Genomic DNA, 14,222 nt, shown 5'->3' on the forward strand with positions numbered 1-14,222 from the left:
AGCTGATTAGCCGCTGAATGCTTGCAGACCGGTTTGCGCACGACCCAGAATCAGGGCGTGCACATCATGGGTACCCTCATAGGTATTCACGGCTTCGAGGTTCATCACATGACGAATTACATGGTATTCATCGGCAATGCCATTACCACCGTGCATATCACGGGCGACGCGGGCAATGTCCAGCGCCTTGCCGCAGGAGTTGCGCTTGATCAGTGAAATGGTTTCCGGTGCCAGCTCGCCGCTGTCCATCAGGCGTCCGGCCTGCAGGCAGCTGAGCAGGCCGATAGTGATCTCGGTCTGCATATCGGCAAGCTTTTTCTGAATCAGCTGGTTGGCTGCCAGCGGCCGGTTAAACTGCTCGCGATCCAGGGTGTACTGCCGCGCTGCATGCCAACAGAACTCGGCCGCGCCCAGCGAGCCCCAGGCAATGCCGTAACGGGCTTTATTGAGACAGCCGAATGGCCCTTTTAAGCCACTGACGTTGGGCAGCAGCGCGGACTCCGGTACTTCGACGTTATCCATCACGATCTCGCCGGTAACTGAGGCCCGCAGTGAGAACTTACCCTCGATTTTCGGTGCCGACAGGCCTTTCATGCCTTTTTCCAGAATAAAGCCACGGATTTCTCCGTCGAGCTTACCCCAAACCACAAACACGTCAGCAATCGGCGAGTTGGTGATCCACATTTTGTTGCCTTTGAGCACGTAACCGCCGTCGGTTTTGCGCGCAGTGGTGCGCATCGAGCCGGGATCCGAGCCGGCATCGGGTTCAGTCAGACCGAAACAGCCGACCCACTCACCGGTGGCCAGTTTGGGCAGGTATTTTTGTCGTTGTTCTTCACTGCCGTACTCATAGATTGGGTGCATCACCAGTGAGGACTGCACGCTCATGGCGCTGCGGTAGCCGCTGTCGACCCGCTCCACTTCACGGGCCACCAGGCCATAACAGACGTAATTGACTCCGGCGCAGCCATATTTTTCCGGCAGGGTGGCACCTAACAGGCCCAGTTCGCCAAGTTCGGTCATAATTTCGCGGTCAAAACGCTCCTCACGGTTTGCCATCAGTACCCGCGGCATGAGTTTTTCCTGACAGTACTGGTGCGCGGTGTCGCGAATCATCCGCTCTTCTTCGGTAAGCATGTTGCTGAACAGGAATGGGTCTTGCCAGTCAAATGAAGGACGTGCCATGAAAGTGCCTCGTTGATTTTTGTTGGTCTCGGTGGACGGTTAAATAGTGTCCGCAAGCTGGTTATTTTATGAGTAGCAGGTTACTCCGAAATAGCGCAAAGTTAAACATCTGCAGCGATTGTCATGCAATCAATAGGGCAGACCTTAAGGCAGGCCGGCTCCTCATAAAACCCCATGCACTCGGTGCAAAGGTCGCTGGCGACCTGGTAATGTTTAGCGCCCATGCTAATGGCATCATTGGGGCATTCCGGCACACACATATCGCAGTTGATGCAGTCGCTGGCAATCACCACCGGCATCAGCTGACGTCCTTAACGGCGATGGCCGGCGCTGGCACGGCGTGGATCTTGATCAGCATCGCCAGTTCAGCTTCGGTTTTACTCAATGCTTCCGGCAGCTCTATAGTCACCTGATGTCCTGAGCCCGGTGCCCGTTCAATCGCCAACCCCTCTTTGTCAGTCAATTGCTGCAATGTGAAAGCCAGGTTGCCGGAAGGCTTCATCAACAGCAGCTGATCACGCAGGTTAAAGGCATTTTTTACTTCAATACGAGCGCGCTTTCCCTGTACATCAATCACTTCGCCCACCAGTTGTTGGGTGCCCTGGCTATGGCTGGTCTGATAGTTCTGCAAATCTGACGGAACGTGGCGGCGCAGGAAACCTTCGGTAAAACCGCGATTTGCCATACCTTCAAGGTCAGCCAGTAATTGTGGATTAAACGGCCGGCCCGCAGCGGCATCGTCAATGGCCTGGCGATAAACCTGGGCGGTGCGCGCAACGTAATAGGGCGACTTGGTGCGGCCTTCGATTTTCAGTGAGTGCACGCCCATGCGGGTGAGCGCTTCAACGTGCTGGATGCCGCGTAGATCCTTTGAATTCATAATGTAGGTGCCGTGGATATCTTCGTCCATAAGCATCAGCTCGCCGGGGCGCATGGGCTCCTCGAGCAATTTTGGAGTGGGGTGCGGGCGGAACTGCCCTGCCTCATTTTCTTCGGCATCGTGCACCTGATACGGCCAGCGGCATGAGTTGGTGCAGGCCCCCTGATTCGGGTCGCGCTTATTGATGTAGCCGGACAGCAGACAGCGACCTGAATAGGCCATACAGAGCGCGCCGTGCACAAAGACTTCGATTTCCATGTCTGGGCACTGGGCACGGATCTCAGCGATTTCCCGCACCGCCAGCTCGCGCGACAAGATAACCCGTTCGATCCCCTGTTGCTGCCAGAATTGCACCGCCGCCCAGTTCACGGTATTGGCCTGTACCGATAAATGTAGCGCCTGCTGCGGATAGTGCTGGCGCAGTAACATCACAATGCCGGGGTCCGAAACAATAAGCGCATCGGGCTGCAAGGCGATAACCGGCGCCATATCTTCGACAAAGCGCGTGAGCTTGGCATTGTGCGGTGCGATGTTCACCACCACATAGAACTTCTTGCCGGCGGCATGGGCTTCGGCGATGCCAGTGGCCAGATTGGGCAGGTCAAATTCGTTATTGCGTACCCGCAGACTATAGCGTGGCTGACCGGCATAGACAGCATCGGCGCCATAGGCAAAGGCCAGCCGCATGGCCTTTAGGCTACCGGCAGGGGAAAGCAGTTCGGGTGTGTTCATGGATTCAGGTCAGCTAATCAGAAATGGCTGCTTATTCTATGGATCCGCCGGCGGCGTACCCTGATCCAGATCAATAAAAGGCATCTTCAGTGGGCGCGCCGCTATTCCTTTGTAGGTAGTCGCTCCCCTCCCTTCATGGCAATAACAAAAACGGGCGGCAGTCAGTAATATAGCGCCATCACACGCCGAGCTGCTGTGTCTAAATCCGCTTGCCGGACATGACCAGTGTGCCGTGGTCTTACTGACCACCGGGGTTGCGCTGGAAACGGCGTTACCTCCCGTTATCTGGAAAGGTGTCGCTTATGCTTATGGATCGTTTTGCCCGCCGCTTTACTTACCTGCGGTTGTCGGTAACAGAAAACTGCAACTTCCGTTGTAATTATTGCCTGCCCGACGGCCCGGACTGCAGTTCGCGCACGCCTGAACTGTCCCTGCCGGAGATCCGCCGGCTGGTAACCGCGTTTGCCTTGCTGGGCACCACTAAAATCCGTATCACCGGCGGTGAGCCCTGCCTGCGGAAAGACCTGCTCGACATCATTGCCACCTGTAAAGAAGTTCCCGGTATTGAGAAAGTGGCCATTACCACCAACGGCTACCGCTTACAGCGCGACCTGCCGGCCTGGAAAGACGCCGGCCTGGATGCCATCAACGTCAGCGTCGACAGTCTGGATCCGGCCACCTTTCACCTGATCACCGGCCAGAACCGGTTGCCTTATATTCTTGACGGCATCGATCAGGCGTTAGATCTTGGCATTCCCAGCGTAAAAGTAAATACGGTTCTGCTGAAGCACTACAACGGTAAAGCCCTGCCGGAGTTTCTTGACTACGTGCGTGAGCGCAATCTGGCGCTACGCTTTATCGAGCTGATGCGCACCGGCGACAATGTGCAGTACTATCAACGCAACCATGTCAGCGGCAACGACATCAAACAGCAGCTGCTGGCCGATGGCTGGGTGCAGCGGGAAAAGCCACGCAGTGCCGGTCCGGCCCAGGAATTCAGCCACGTCGACTTTGCGGGTCGCATGGGGCTGATCATGCCTTATAGCCCGGACTTTTGTGATGACTGCAACCGCTTGCGGGTATCCAGCCTCGGCCAGCTGTTCTTGTGCTTGTTCACCGAACACCACCAGGACATGCGGAGCTATTTGCAAAGCGATGATCCTGAGCCTTTGATGCAGGTGTTACAGGGCTTTGTGAAAACCAAGAAAGCACACCATTTTCTGCATAACGAGCAGAGCGGCTCAACCCGTCATCTGGCGATGATCGGAGGCTGACCATGGCTATTTTTACTGAGTTCACAGGTGTGATTCTGGCTGGCGGGCAATCGCGGCGTATGGGGCGAGATAAAGCCTTGCTGCCACTGGCCGGTCGCACCTTACTGGAGCACATGCAGTTGCTGCTCCGCCAGGCCGGCGTGGCAGATATCCTTATCAGTCGCAACCAGCCCGGCTTTATCACCGACAGCTATCCGGGCAAGGGTCCTTTAGCCGGGCTTGCTGCGGTACTGCCGCACTGCACCACTCCCCAAATGCTGGTGGTGCCCGTCGATATGCCGTTATTACAGCCCGGCCTGCTGCGCCATTTGCTTACCACCGCGTCTGCCGGAGAGTCGACCGGCGCATGGTACTTCGGTGAATCTCCCTTACCCTGTGTACTACCCAATATCCCGCAACTTGCGGATTATCTGACGGCACAGCTGGAGTCGGGTCAGGGGGATTTTTCAGTACGGGGGCTGTTGCGTTATCTGAACGCCAACGCACTGGCTGCCTGTGATGTGCTGCAGCTCGTCAACACCAATACCCCACAGCAATGGCAGCAGGCGCTCATGCAACGGGATCAGCCAGACAGGTTATCACTATGACAGCAAAGACCAAATCAAGCCGGCCATTTCAGCCTTTGTCCGTCGCGGTGGCGACCATTTCGGATCGCCATACCCGTGCGACCGACAGCACCGGCGACTGGCTCTGCCAGCAACTGGGGTCGGCCGGGCATAACCTGAGCGAGCGCTGCATCCTGCCGACGAATACCTATAGCATTCGCGCGCAGTTGTCGGCCTGGATCGCTGATTCAACGACTCAGGTTGTGCTGTTAAACGGCGGTACCGGATTTGCCGCAAACAATTGCGTGCCCGAGGCCATCAGCCCGCTATTCGATCGCCCGGTTGAGGGTTTTGGTGAGCTGTTCCGGCAACTGAGCCTGGCGGATATCGGATCTTCGGCAATGCAGTCACGGGCGCTGGCGGGTATGGCCAATGGCACCCTTATTTTTGCCATGCCGGGTTCCGGCGGGGCGGCGGCGCTGGCCTGGAATCAACTGATAGAGCCCCAGCTGGATTCACGCCAGGGGCCCTGTAATTTTGTCGCCCATGTGAAAAGCGGGGCTAACCTCTGTTGCGGAGAGTCAACATCATGACCGACAGCAAAAACTTTACTCATGTGGACGCCCAAGGCGCTGCCCACATGGTCGATATCTCCGGCAAAGTGCCGGGTCAGCGGCAGGCCATCGCCGTTGCCACCGTACAGACCAGACCGGATGTGATTCAACTGATTGAAGAAAACGGTTTAAAGAAAGGCGATGTCTTAGCCGTGGCCCGGGTGGCTGGCATTATGGCAGCCAAGCGCACCAGCGATCTGATTCCGCTTTGCCATCCGCTGGCGCTGACCAAAGTGTCGGTCAGTTTTCAGCTTGATCAGGCCAGCGGCCAGATTGAAATCAGCGCCTGCTGTGCTGTACAGGGACAGACTGGCGTGGAAATGGAGGCGCTGACTGCGGCCTCGGTAGCCGCATTAACCATTCACGATATGTGTAAAGCCGTTGATCCCGCCTTGCAGATCAATGGCATTCAGTTACAGGAAAAGACTGGTGGCAAACGCGGCCACTGGCAACGGGAGCAGAATCATGCTGACAGTTAAATTATTCGCAGCGCTGCGCGAACGGTTGGACTGCGCCAGCCTGACTGTGGATGCAACCGGCATCAGCCGCGTCAGTGAACTGAAGCAGGCACTTGCGGCGCGCTCGCCGAAATGGCAGCACGAACTTTCGCAAAATGACGTGCTTTGCGCCGTTAATCAGCAGTTGGCAGCAGCCGATATGCCGCTGCAGGCCGGCGACGAAGTGGCGTTTTTCCCGCCGGTAACCGGAGGCTGATGATGCAATCGCGGATCCAGGTGCAAACCACAGACTTTGATCTGAACCAGGAATACCAGCGCCTGCGGGAAAACCCTGCCTGTGGTGCCGTGGTGACCTTTACCGGATTGGTGCGGGAGCTGGCGCAAGGAAACCTGACGGGGATGACGCTGGAACATTATCCGGGGATGACCGAAACCGCGTTGGCAGACATTTGCCGGCAAGCTGAAGCGCGGTGGGAACTGGGCGCGGTCACCGTCATTCACCGCGTTGGCAGTCTGGGGCTCAACGACCAGATCGTCTTTGTTGGCGTGGCCGCTGCTCACCGGCAGGCGGCATTTATGGCGGCCGAGTTCATTATGGACTACCTGAAAACCCGCGCCCCCTTCTGGAAGCAGGAACAGACCACCACGGGCAGCTATTGGGTTGACGCCAAGGCCAAAGACCAGGCCGCCGCCGCCCGCTGGCAAACCCCCGGAGAGGGGGGCTGACACCATGCTGAGGAGGGGGCTGACACCATTTTTTCGGATGACTTGCTGGCTAGCATTAGCCTGGTTTGGCGTGTTGTCGGCTCATGCCGCGCCGCTGACCCTGGCTGCCGCCTCATCCCTGCGCGACAGCATGAACGCCCTGGTGCAGCAGTTCGAACAGCAGCACCCTGAGCATCCTGTGCGCGTGGTTTACGGCTCTTCCGGCAAACTGGCCAGCCAGATCATGCACGGCGCACCCTATGATATCTTTTTCTCTGCCCACGCTGATTACAGCGACAAGGTGGTCGCTGCTGGCCTGGCCGGCGCACCGCCGATGGAATGGGCGGAAGGCCGGCTGGTGTTATGGCATCCGGGCCATCCCGACCTGAAACCGGAGGATTTAAGCAGCGCGGCTATCCGGCATATCGCGATAGCCCAGCCGCGCCATGCGCCCTATGGCAAGGCTGCGATGGAGGTGCTGACAAGGCTGGCGGATGATCAGTTACAGCAACGCCTGGTGTTCGGCGAGAATGTTGGCCATGCGACCCAGATGGTACAAAGCGGTGCCGCCGAAGTCGGTTTAATAGCGCTTTCTGTGGTGCGTGGCAGAGTGCTGCGCGGCACCAGCTACACCGAAATTAACCCGGCCTGGTACCAACCGCTGAAGCAAACCCTGATGCTGACCAGGCAGGGTGCCAACCATGCCAGCGCGCAGCTCTTTCTGGAGTACCTGGAGCAGCGCGAAGCCCGTGACCTATTTGCAGATTTCGGCTACCTGCCGTTAACTCAAAACGGGGAGCCGATCCATGTCGCCGAATGACTGGCAAGCTGTCTGGCTGACCCTACAACTGGGGCTGGCAACCACAGTGATTCTGTTGGTGCTGGCAACCCCGCTGGCGTGGTGGCTGGCCTTCAGCCGCAGTCGCTGGCGTACCCCGGTGCAAGCGCTGGTGGCCTTGCCGCTGGTATTGCCGCCCACAGTGCTGGGCTTTTACCTGTTGTTATTGCTCGGCCCGCAGGGGGCTGTCGGTGGCACCCTCGAGGCGCTCGGCTTTCGTCACCTGGCGTTTAGCTTTACCGGCATCCTGATTGGCAGCGTGCTCTACTCACTGCCGTTCGCGGTGCAACCACTGGCAGAATCTTTCCGCACCATGGGCGTGCGACCGCTACAAATCGCCGCCAGCCTGGGCGCGGGTAGCTGGGATCGCTTCCGTTCAGTGGTGCTGCCCTTATGTAAGGGCGGCTTTATTGTGGCCGCCACCCTGACCTTTGCTCATACACTGGGCGAATTCGGCGTCATCCTGATGGTCGGTGGCAGTATTCCCGGAGAAACTCAGGTTCTTTCAGTGCTTATCTATGATCATACCGAAGCGCTCAATTATGCTGCTGCCCAGCGTTTGTCACTGGGGCTATTGGTGTTTGCGCTGGCAGTACTGCTGGTGGTTTACGGTTTTAATTATCGCGAGCCCAGCCGGCAGCGGCACAACCAGCAGGCGGAGCAATGACCATGAGCCTGCATATTAAAGTGACACCGCAGCCAGGTTATTTCCCCCTGCAAATCCAGCAGCGCATCCCCGCCGCGGGAATCACCGCCCTGTTTGGTCCGTCAGGGTGCGGTAAAAGTTCGCTGCTGTCGATTATTGCCGGGCTGGATAAAAGCCGTCGTGCTGAGGTGCTGTTTGGCGGGGAAACCTGGCAGTCGACCAAGCACTGGTGCCGGCCTGAACAACGTCGTATCGGCCTGATGTTGCAGCATCCCAGCCTGCTTCCTCATCTGTCAGTTGCTGATAACATCCTGTTTGGTTACCGGCGGGTACCGCCAGGCTTGCGCTATGTCGAGCCCGACGAGGTCATTACTGAGCTGGGCCTTGCCGCCCTGATGACGAGACGGGTTACTGAACTATCAGGCGGCCAGCAACAGCGGGTGGCGCTGGCTCGCGCATTGCTGAGTCAGTCGCGGCTGTTGTTGCTGGATGAGCCCCTAAGCGGCCTGGATCAGCACGCGCGCGGACCATTGCTTCAGTATCTGCGCTATTTCTCATCGCATTATGGGGTGCCGGTCATCTGGGTGAGCCACGATCTTGACGATGTAGTGCAGATCGCTGATCACCTGGTGCAGCTGGAACAGGGCCGGGTAGCCTCGGCGGGGCCGCTCACCGAGCAACTCAGGAAGCCGCCATTACTGTTTACCGGCGGCATGAGCATCCTGCAGGGCAAAGCAAAAGAATCCGCGGAAGCTCATCAGATAGGTGTCGAGTTAGGTACTTACCTGTTAGCGGTGCCGGCTCCCCCCGGCCGCGGCCTGAGCCAACCCGGAGCCAGCCTGCGCATGCGGGTGCTGGCCCGTGATGTTAGCCTGAGCAAACAGCAGCAGCCGCATAGTTCAGCAGCAAACCAGTTGCCTGCCACTATAATTGCGCAACATGCTGCTGCTCATCCGGCAGAGTGTCTGGTGGCGCTTGATGTTGAGGGTCAGCACCTGCTGGCGCTGATCACCCGAAGTTCATGGAAGCGTCTGCAGCTCGCTCCCGGTGAACAGGTTTACGCCGTGGTTAAAGCGGTGGCGCTGCATTAACTGAGCTCAGTTTCATTAAGCTGTGCGGCAGCACTGAGGAAGGTGTTGGCAAAGCCCTGCAAGCGTTCAGTACGGGGCGCATCCGCCAGCCAAACCTCAATCAGGTGAACCTGTGCCGGATCGGCCCAGGCCGCAGTAAAGGCGAGTTCCAGCTCAGCAGTGTTGCGCACGCGCACGGCCGCCGCACCCATTCCCCGGGCCAGCTGCTGATAATCCCAGTGAACCAGGCCGGTGCAGTTCAGCTCAGGTGCGAAGGCGTTAATCATGTCCCACTTCTGGTTATTAAAGAGGACGATCACCGGATTAAAGCCGTAACGCTGGCAATGGCCAAGTTCCAGACCGGTCATCAGAAAGGCACCGTCACCCACCAATACCACCGGCCGCTGCCCGGTTGCCGCCTGCAAGCCAATTGCCGCCGGTACGCTATAGCCCATTGAGGCGTAATAAGACGGTGCCAGCAGCTGGCTCGGCTGGGCGTGCAGCGAGGCAAACAGACAGTCACCGATATCACTGATAACCGGTACCTGAGTCGATTGTCTCAGCAACAGCGAGTCGATGGTTTCCACCACGCTGGTGGCGTTAAATCCATCATTTTTCGCTGGCGCGGTAGCAGGGGTCAATAACCGCTGTGGCGCCGGCGATAAATCTTCGGTCAGTAGCGCATTGAGCACAGTCGGTAAATCCACCTGATAAAAATGGCGGTCGTCCACGTAGCTGTATTGCTGCTGCAGATTAATCACCTTATCCGCCGGGAACAAATCTTTATGGGCGGCGAAGTTACTGTCGGTGTGAATGACACCAATCTGCAAAATCAGGTCGGCATCAGCAAGCAGTTCCCGGGGCCGGCTGTCACTTCCGTCGAGAAAAATGCCGGCGTACTGCGGATGTTGTTGGTCAATACAGGCACGGCCTAAAAATGTACTGATTAGTGGAGTGCCGAGCATGAGCGCAAGATCTTCAACACTCTGGCGGGCGTTAAAACGCCGGACATCAATGCCGGACAAGATCACCGGGCGCCGGGCCTTGCGCAGGCGGGTGCAGAGCAATTCACGCAATCCGGTGAGCTCGGCCGCGGGCATGGCGGGGGCCTTGTAGCACGGTAACGGTGACACTGAGAAGTGCACCGCATCCCGGGGAATTTCGATAAGCACGGGCCGTGATTGCTCCACGCACTGGCTGAGCGCCCGCCGTAATTCCGCTGCGGCGGTTTGTGGATTGTCGAGCCGGACCTGACAGGCGGTTACTTCCTGGTATACCGCACGCTGAGAATCGGGGCTGCGTGCCTGATGGTGGATCTGCAAGCCGCGACTCAGTTCGTGGGCGGCCGGGAAGCCGGCAATAATAATGAGCGGTACATGCTCAACATAAGCCTGAGCCACCGCGTTTACAGCATTTAACGCGCCGGCCCCATAGGTCAGAATGACCGCTGACGGCCGGTTCGTGATCCGCGCGGCGGCATCGGCGGCAAATGCTGCTGAGGGCTCATGGCTGAGGCAGTAAAGCGGTAGCGCATCGCGCTGCTGCAGTTGCTGGAACAAAGGCAAAACGAAATCGCCGGGAATGCCGAATAGTTGCTGAACCCCAAACTGCTGTAGTTCGCTGATTAACTGATCGACAAATTTCATGGTAGTTGTCCCTGCGCGGCTGAACGATATGCATACCAGTGTGCGTCGTCAGCCAGGCAGAGACATTGACCAGGGTCAAAGGTGCCGGGATTACCCTTTAAATATTGGTATGCGGGCTACTGCAGCAGCCGGTCAAAAGGCAATACGGTAACCGTTTCACCGGCCGCTACATTGCCGCGATCCTGCTCTAACAGAATAAAGCAGTTGGCGTTCGCGACCGAACTTAACACGCCAGAACTCTGTGAGCCCACCGGGCTGGCCTCAAGCTGATCACCGGCTTGCGTCAGCCTGCCGCGCTGAAAGTCAGCCCGTCCGGGCTTTTTGCGTATTGGTTTGCTGGCAACGGCGCGATACATCGTCTGTTCAGGCCAGTCTTCCCCCGCTAAATAGCGCAGCAAAGGTTGGACAATCTGGTTAAGGGTAACTACCGCTGCCACCGGGTTGCCGGGTAAGCCGCAGAACCAGCTCTCGCCGAGCTTGCCAAAAGCAAAGGGCTTGCCCGGCTTCATGGCGATTTTCCAGAAGTTAATTTCGCCCAGCTGAGCCATAACGTCTTTGGTGTAATCAGCATCCCCGATCGATACGCCGGCACTGGTCACAATCACGTCGGCTTGGGACATCGCTTTTTTGAAAGCGGCTGCAATCGCCTCAGGGTCATCGCGGATAAGCCCTAAATCAATGACCTCAATGTTAAGCCGCGACAGCATAGCCTGGATGGTATAGCGATTACTGTCGTATATCTGGCCGCTCTTCAGCGGCTGGCCCGGAGGTACCAGCTCATCACCGGTGGAAAAAGTGGCCACGCGCAGGGGCTTATTGACTGTTACTTCTGCAATCCCCATGGATGCCAGCAAACCGATATCCACCGGGCGTAAGCGCTGACCTGCGCGGATAATAGTTTCACCGGCCGCCAGATCGCTGCCCGCCAAACGGATATTATCGCCTTCGCAAAGAGCGGCCTGGCAGTGAATACCCTGTTCAGTTCTGTCAGTCTGTTCCTGCATGATCACGGCATCGGCGCCGGCCGGCAGCATGGCGCCGGTCATAATACGGACACAGGTGCCGGGGGTAACTTCGCCGGAAAAAGGATGGCCGGCAAAGGCTTCGCCAATGACACGCAGGCTGTTACCGGCATTGGCGTCAGCGGCTATTACGGCGTAACCGTCCATCGCTGAATTATCATAACCGGGCACATTCAGAGGTGCGGTAATGACTTGTGCCGCAACGTTATCCAGTGCCGCGGTCAGCGGCACCTGTGTTTGTTCCGGGCGGGGCGAGACACTATTTTTTATGGCTTCAAGGGCTTCCGGCAAACTCAGCCAGCGGGCCTGATCAGACATTGCTACCACCTTGCTTGTTGACCATCCAGACGGCGGCCTCGACCCGTGAACGTAAGCCCAGCTTTTTGAGCAAGTGCTTGACGTGGACCTTGACGGTGCCGTCAGAAATGTCCAGCTCGCGGGCGATGACTTTATTGCTCATGCCCTTGGCGATCAGGCTCAGGATCTCATGCTCACGGTTTGTCAGGCTATCGAGCTTGGCTGGTTCCTGGCGCGACGGCCGGCGCAATGCCGTGGCCAGCACTTCAGTGATGACTTCGCTCAGTACCATTTTGCCTTCAAGTGCGCGCTGGATTTGTTCCAGCAGCAGTTCCGGGTCGGTATCTTTAAGCAAGTAGCCATCAGCGCCATTAGTAATGGCGGCGACCACGTCTTCATCAGCATCCGATACCGTCAGCATAACTATGCGTGAGGTCACACCTTCGTCGCGCATGCGCTTGAGGGTTTCAAGCCCATCCATTCCCTGCATATTCAGATCAAGAATGATTAAATCAGGATCCAGTTCAACGGCTTTACCGATGGCGTCTTTGCCATTACTACACTCGGCAACGACCTCAAGTTCATCTTCTAACGAGATAAGCTGCTTAAGGCCTTTGCGCAGTAGCGGATGATCGTCGACCAGCATAATGCTGGAGGGTGCGTGGGACATAACTGTTCTCCTATGATTTCTATGACCTATTTTTGCACAAAATGCATGATCACGCATTTGTGGATCCGCCGGTTATCCGGAGCCGTTCGGTAAACCTGTCACAGCGATAAATAAAACAATATAATAAACAATAAGATAAATAAATTCATACTCCTTTGTGGGTAGTTCAGCTGCCACTTAATACCCGTTTTTTTAACTCTTCGGTTGGCTTTCCGAAGAGCCCCTCAGAGGGCAAAATTCTGCATCAGGATCAAGGAGTAAAGAGAACGGACTATGCAGGCCACAACAACGCCCCTGGTACTCGACAAATTAACCACAGCTTCCATCATAACCGGCACCGCCATGTGGATGAGCTGGAGTGTGCTCGTGGTATTGCTGTCCGCCGCTGTGCCCGAGTTGAGGGTAAGTCAGTTGTTTGGCCTGCTGGCGCTTTCCGGCGTAGCGGCTACGTTGGCCCACCTGTTGCTGTTTGCGTTTGGAGATAAAGCAATGCAGGCCAGCTTCGCACAAGCCGCTACGGTGTTGTTACTGATCCCCGCGCTGGGCCTTATCTGGCTGCTGCAGGACAACAGTGTCAGCTACAGCAACCTGTTACTGCTGGCGTTTATTTGTGGTCTTGGCGGGGCGCAGTTCATGGCACTGGGCGATACCCAGCAGCATGACCGGTCGCAGCTCGGCTGGAGTCTCGGCGTGAATGCCAGCGTGCTTGGGATCGGAATTATTCTGGCGCAGGTGAGTGTGCCGGTGCTCACTGCGATGCCGTGGGCGGGCGAACTCAGCGGGCAGCCCTGGACCACACAAGCTGCCACCGGCAATATGCTGGGCAATATTGCCGCCGGTACGCCTATGTGGCTGGCTAATGTGGGCTGGTTCATGGCGCTGGCGTTACTGGTTATTATCGTGCTGCGGCTGGTTCCGTTATGGCCATCACCCGCACCGGTGTACGTACCGCACCCGCCACGAGCCATAGCCAGACAGCTTATTTTTCGCAACAAACATACCTGGCTGATGGCACTACTGTACGTGATGGCGTTTGGTTCTTTTATTGGTTTTGCCATTACCTTTCCGCTCAGCCTGCAGTTTTTATTTGGTCTGAGCCGGGTGTGGGAAGGCGGTGAACTGATCCGCGTGGTGAGCAATGATCATGCGCCGAACGCACTGACTTACGCCTGGATTGGTCCTTTGCTCGGGGTGCTGGCGCGGCCGTTGGGGGGCTGGGTGTCGGATCAAACGGGCGGTGCAAGGTTGGCGCAATGGTGTGCGCTGGCGTTGGCAGCTGCCTGCAGCATAGCCGCACTGGTGGCTTATCAGGCGTTTTATAGCCGTACGCCCGAAGTCTGGTTTTTATCCTACATTCTGGCGTTTTTGCTGATTTTTATTGCCAGCGGCATGGCCAGCAGTGCCATCTTTAAAGCGATCAGTGAGATCTTCCCGCCGGAACAGCTGGGTACCGTGTTGCGCTGGGTGGTCGCGCTGGCTACCACGGGCGCCATTTATATTCCGTTACTCTGGAGCCTGCACAGCGCCACCGCGACGCCAGCCTTTGCCTTACTGGGATTCGCCGTGTTCTATGTGATCTGTGCGGTAATTATCCAGTGGGTTTATTTACGGCGCCGCAGCGAGTTTTACAATCCCTGACC

At 57.2% G+C, this 14,222-nt stretch carries 16 protein-coding genes and 1 riboswitch; of the genes, 10 read left to right on the forward strand and 6 right to left on the reverse strand.

The features are described from left to right. Positions 1-6: 6 nt before the first annotated feature. The 3 genes from R3196_RS05505 to yegQ form a co-directional block, all read right to left on the reverse strand. A complete protein-coding gene (locus R3196_RS05505; protein WP_318935668.1) occupies positions 7-1,185 on the reverse strand; it encodes an acyl-CoA dehydrogenase in 1,179 nt (392 codons plus the stop codon). Between the two features lie 101 nt (positions 1,186-1,286). After that, on the reverse strand, positions 1,287-1,484 hold the full coding sequence (locus R3196_RS05510; RefSeq protein WP_318935669.1) for a YfhL family 4Fe-4S dicluster ferredoxin: 198 nt from the start codon (positions 1,482-1,484) through the stop codon (positions 1,287-1,289). Continuing rightward, complete coding sequence (gene yegQ / locus R3196_RS05515; protein WP_318935670.1) at positions 1,484-2,797, reverse strand: tRNA 5-hydroxyuridine modification protein YegQ; 1,314 nt, start codon at positions 2,795-2,797, stop codon at positions 1,484-1,486. Before yegQ ends, R3196_RS05510 begins: the two co-directional genes overlap by 1 nt. Before the next feature lie 169 nt (positions 2,798-2,966). Continuing rightward, positions 2,967-3,110: riboswitch (molybdenum cofactor riboswitch) on the forward strand. Here yegQ and moaA point away from each other — a divergent pair. The 9 genes from moaA (at position 3,100) to modC (ending at position 8,968) form a co-directional block, all read left to right on the forward strand. Beyond that, positions 3,100-4,071, forward strand: coding sequence for a GTP 3',8-cyclase MoaA (gene moaA / locus R3196_RS05520; RefSeq protein ID WP_318935671.1), 972 nt, complete (start codon positions 3,100-3,102; stop codon positions 4,069-4,071). Its footprint overlaps the riboswitch before it by 11 nt. 2 nt (positions 4,072-4,073) lie before the next feature. Next, a complete protein-coding gene (locus R3196_RS05525) occupies positions 4,074-4,658 on the forward strand; it encodes a molybdenum cofactor guanylyltransferase (protein WP_318935672.1) in 585 nt (194 codons plus the stop codon). Beyond that, positions 4,655-5,209 (forward strand): molybdenum cofactor synthesis domain-containing protein, encoded by a 555-nt coding sequence (locus tag R3196_RS05530; RefSeq protein WP_318935673.1) that lies wholly within the window; start codon positions 4,655-4,657, stop codon positions 5,207-5,209. The genes R3196_RS05525 and R3196_RS05530 overlap by 4 nt, the downstream gene beginning before the upstream one ends. Next, the gene (moaC, locus tag R3196_RS05535; protein WP_318935674.1) at positions 5,206-5,709 is read left to right on the forward strand and encodes a cyclic pyranopterin monophosphate synthase MoaC; all 504 of its coding nucleotides are present in this window, start codon (positions 5,206-5,208) and stop codon (positions 5,707-5,709) included. Before R3196_RS05530 ends, moaC begins: the two co-directional genes overlap by 4 nt. Beyond that, positions 5,696-5,944 carry a molybdopterin converting factor subunit 1 gene (gene moaD / locus R3196_RS05540; RefSeq protein ID WP_318935676.1) on the forward strand — a complete coding sequence of 83 codons (249 nt, stop codon included), beginning with the start codon at positions 5,696-5,698 and terminating at the stop codon, positions 5,942-5,944. Before moaC ends, moaD begins: the two co-directional genes overlap by 14 nt. Beyond that, entirely contained in the window at positions 5,944-6,414 is a 471-nt protein-coding gene (gene moaE / locus R3196_RS05545) for a molybdopterin synthase catalytic subunit MoaE (protein ID WP_413242900.1), read from the forward strand. The genes moaD and moaE overlap by 1 nt, the downstream gene beginning before the upstream one ends. A 37-nt stretch (positions 6,415-6,451) precedes the next feature. Next, complete coding sequence (modA, locus tag R3196_RS05550) at positions 6,452-7,213, forward strand: molybdate ABC transporter substrate-binding protein (protein ID WP_318935677.1); 762 nt, start codon at positions 6,452-6,454, stop codon at positions 7,211-7,213. Next, a complete protein-coding gene (gene modB, locus R3196_RS05555) occupies positions 7,200-7,898 on the forward strand; it encodes a molybdate ABC transporter permease subunit (RefSeq protein ID WP_318935679.1) in 699 nt (232 codons plus the stop codon). The genes modA and modB overlap by 14 nt, the downstream gene beginning before the upstream one ends. A gap of 2 nt (positions 7,899-7,900) precedes the next feature. Beyond that, positions 7,901-8,968, forward strand: a complete 1,068-nt coding sequence (gene modC, locus R3196_RS05560) for a molybdenum ABC transporter ATP-binding protein (RefSeq protein ID WP_318935680.1) — start codon at positions 7,901-7,903, stop codon at positions 8,966-8,968. On the opposite strand, the gene R3196_RS05565 is transcribed toward modC, so the two are convergent. The 3 genes from R3196_RS05565 to narL form a co-directional block, all read right to left on the reverse strand. After that, complete coding sequence (locus R3196_RS05565) at positions 8,965-10,593, reverse strand: thiamine pyrophosphate-binding protein (RefSeq protein ID WP_318935681.1); 1,629 nt, start codon at positions 10,591-10,593, stop codon at positions 8,965-8,967. The two genes, modC and R3196_RS05565, sit on opposite strands and share 4 nt — an antisense overlap. Before the next feature lie 116 nt (positions 10,594-10,709). Next, positions 10,710-11,933 (reverse strand): molybdopterin molybdotransferase MoeA, encoded by a 1,224-nt coding sequence (gene moeA, locus R3196_RS05570; protein WP_318935682.1) that lies wholly within the window; start codon positions 11,931-11,933, stop codon positions 10,710-10,712. After that, entirely contained in the window at positions 11,926-12,582 is a 657-nt protein-coding gene (narL, locus tag R3196_RS05575) for a two-component system response regulator NarL (RefSeq protein ID WP_318935683.1), read from the reverse strand. The genes moeA and narL overlap by 8 nt, the downstream gene beginning before the upstream one ends. 273 nt (positions 12,583-12,855) lie before the next feature. Here narL and R3196_RS05580 point away from each other — a divergent pair, with 273 nt between their 5' ends. Next, positions 12,856-14,220 (forward strand): hypothetical protein, encoded by a 1,365-nt coding sequence (locus R3196_RS05580; RefSeq protein WP_318935684.1) that lies wholly within the window; start codon positions 12,856-12,858, stop codon positions 14,218-14,220. Positions 14,221-14,222 lie beyond the last annotated feature (2 nt).

This window comes from Pseudidiomarina sp. (assembly GCF_033722695.1).
In the GTDB taxonomy this organism is placed as follows: Bacteria; Pseudomonadota; Gammaproteobacteria; order Enterobacterales; family Alteromonadaceae; genus Pseudidiomarina.

Coding starts and splice junctions, on each gene's coding strand:
- moaC (WP_318935674.1), top strand. CDS start 5,206: ATGACCGACAGCAAAAACTTTACTCATGTGGACGCCCAAGGCGCTGCC.
- modC (WP_318935680.1), top strand. CDS start 7,901: ATGAGCCTGCATATTAAAGTGACACCGCAGCCAGGTTATTTCCCCCTG.
- R3196_RS05505 (WP_318935668.1), bottom strand. CDS start 1,185: ATGGCACGTCCTTCATTTGACTGGCAAGACCCATTCCTGTTCAGCAAC.
- R3196_RS05565 (WP_318935681.1), bottom strand. CDS start 10,593: ATGAAATTTGTCGATCAGTTAATCAGCGAACTACAGCAGTTTGGGGTT.
- moeA (WP_318935682.1), bottom strand. CDS start 11,933: ATGTCTGATCAGGCCCGCTGGCTGAGTTTGCCGGAAGCCCTTGAAGCC.
- modA (WP_318935677.1), top strand. CDS start 6,452: ATGACTTGCTGGCTAGCATTAGCCTGGTTTGGCGTGTTGTCGGCTCAT.
- R3196_RS05580 (WP_318935684.1), top strand. CDS start 12,856: ATGCAGGCCACAACAACGCCCCTGGTACTCGACAAATTAACCACAGCT.
- R3196_RS05530 (WP_318935673.1), top strand. CDS start 4,655: ATGACAGCAAAGACCAAATCAAGCCGGCCATTTCAGCCTTTGTCCGTC.
- R3196_RS05525 (WP_318935672.1), top strand. CDS start 4,074: ATGGCTATTTTTACTGAGTTCACAGGTGTGATTCTGGCTGGCGGGCAA.
- moaA (WP_318935671.1), top strand. CDS start 3,100: ATGCTTATGGATCGTTTTGCCCGCCGCTTTACTTACCTGCGGTTGTCG.
- moaE (WP_413242900.1), top strand. CDS start 5,944: ATGATGCAATCGCGGATCCAGGTGCAAACCACAGACTTTGATCTGAAC.
- yegQ (WP_318935670.1), bottom strand. CDS start 2,797: ATGAACACACCCGAACTGCTTTCCCCTGCCGGTAGCCTAAAGGCCATG.
- R3196_RS05510 (WP_318935669.1), bottom strand. CDS start 1,484: ATGCCGGTGGTGATTGCCAGCGACTGCATCAACTGCGATATGTGTGTG.
- moaD (WP_318935676.1), top strand. CDS start 5,696: ATGCTGACAGTTAAATTATTCGCAGCGCTGCGCGAACGGTTGGACTGC.
- narL (WP_318935683.1), bottom strand. CDS start 12,582: ATGTCCCACGCACCCTCCAGCATTATGCTGGTCGACGATCATCCGCTA.
- modB (WP_318935679.1), top strand. CDS start 7,200: ATGTCGCCGAATGACTGGCAAGCTGTCTGGCTGACCCTACAACTGGGG.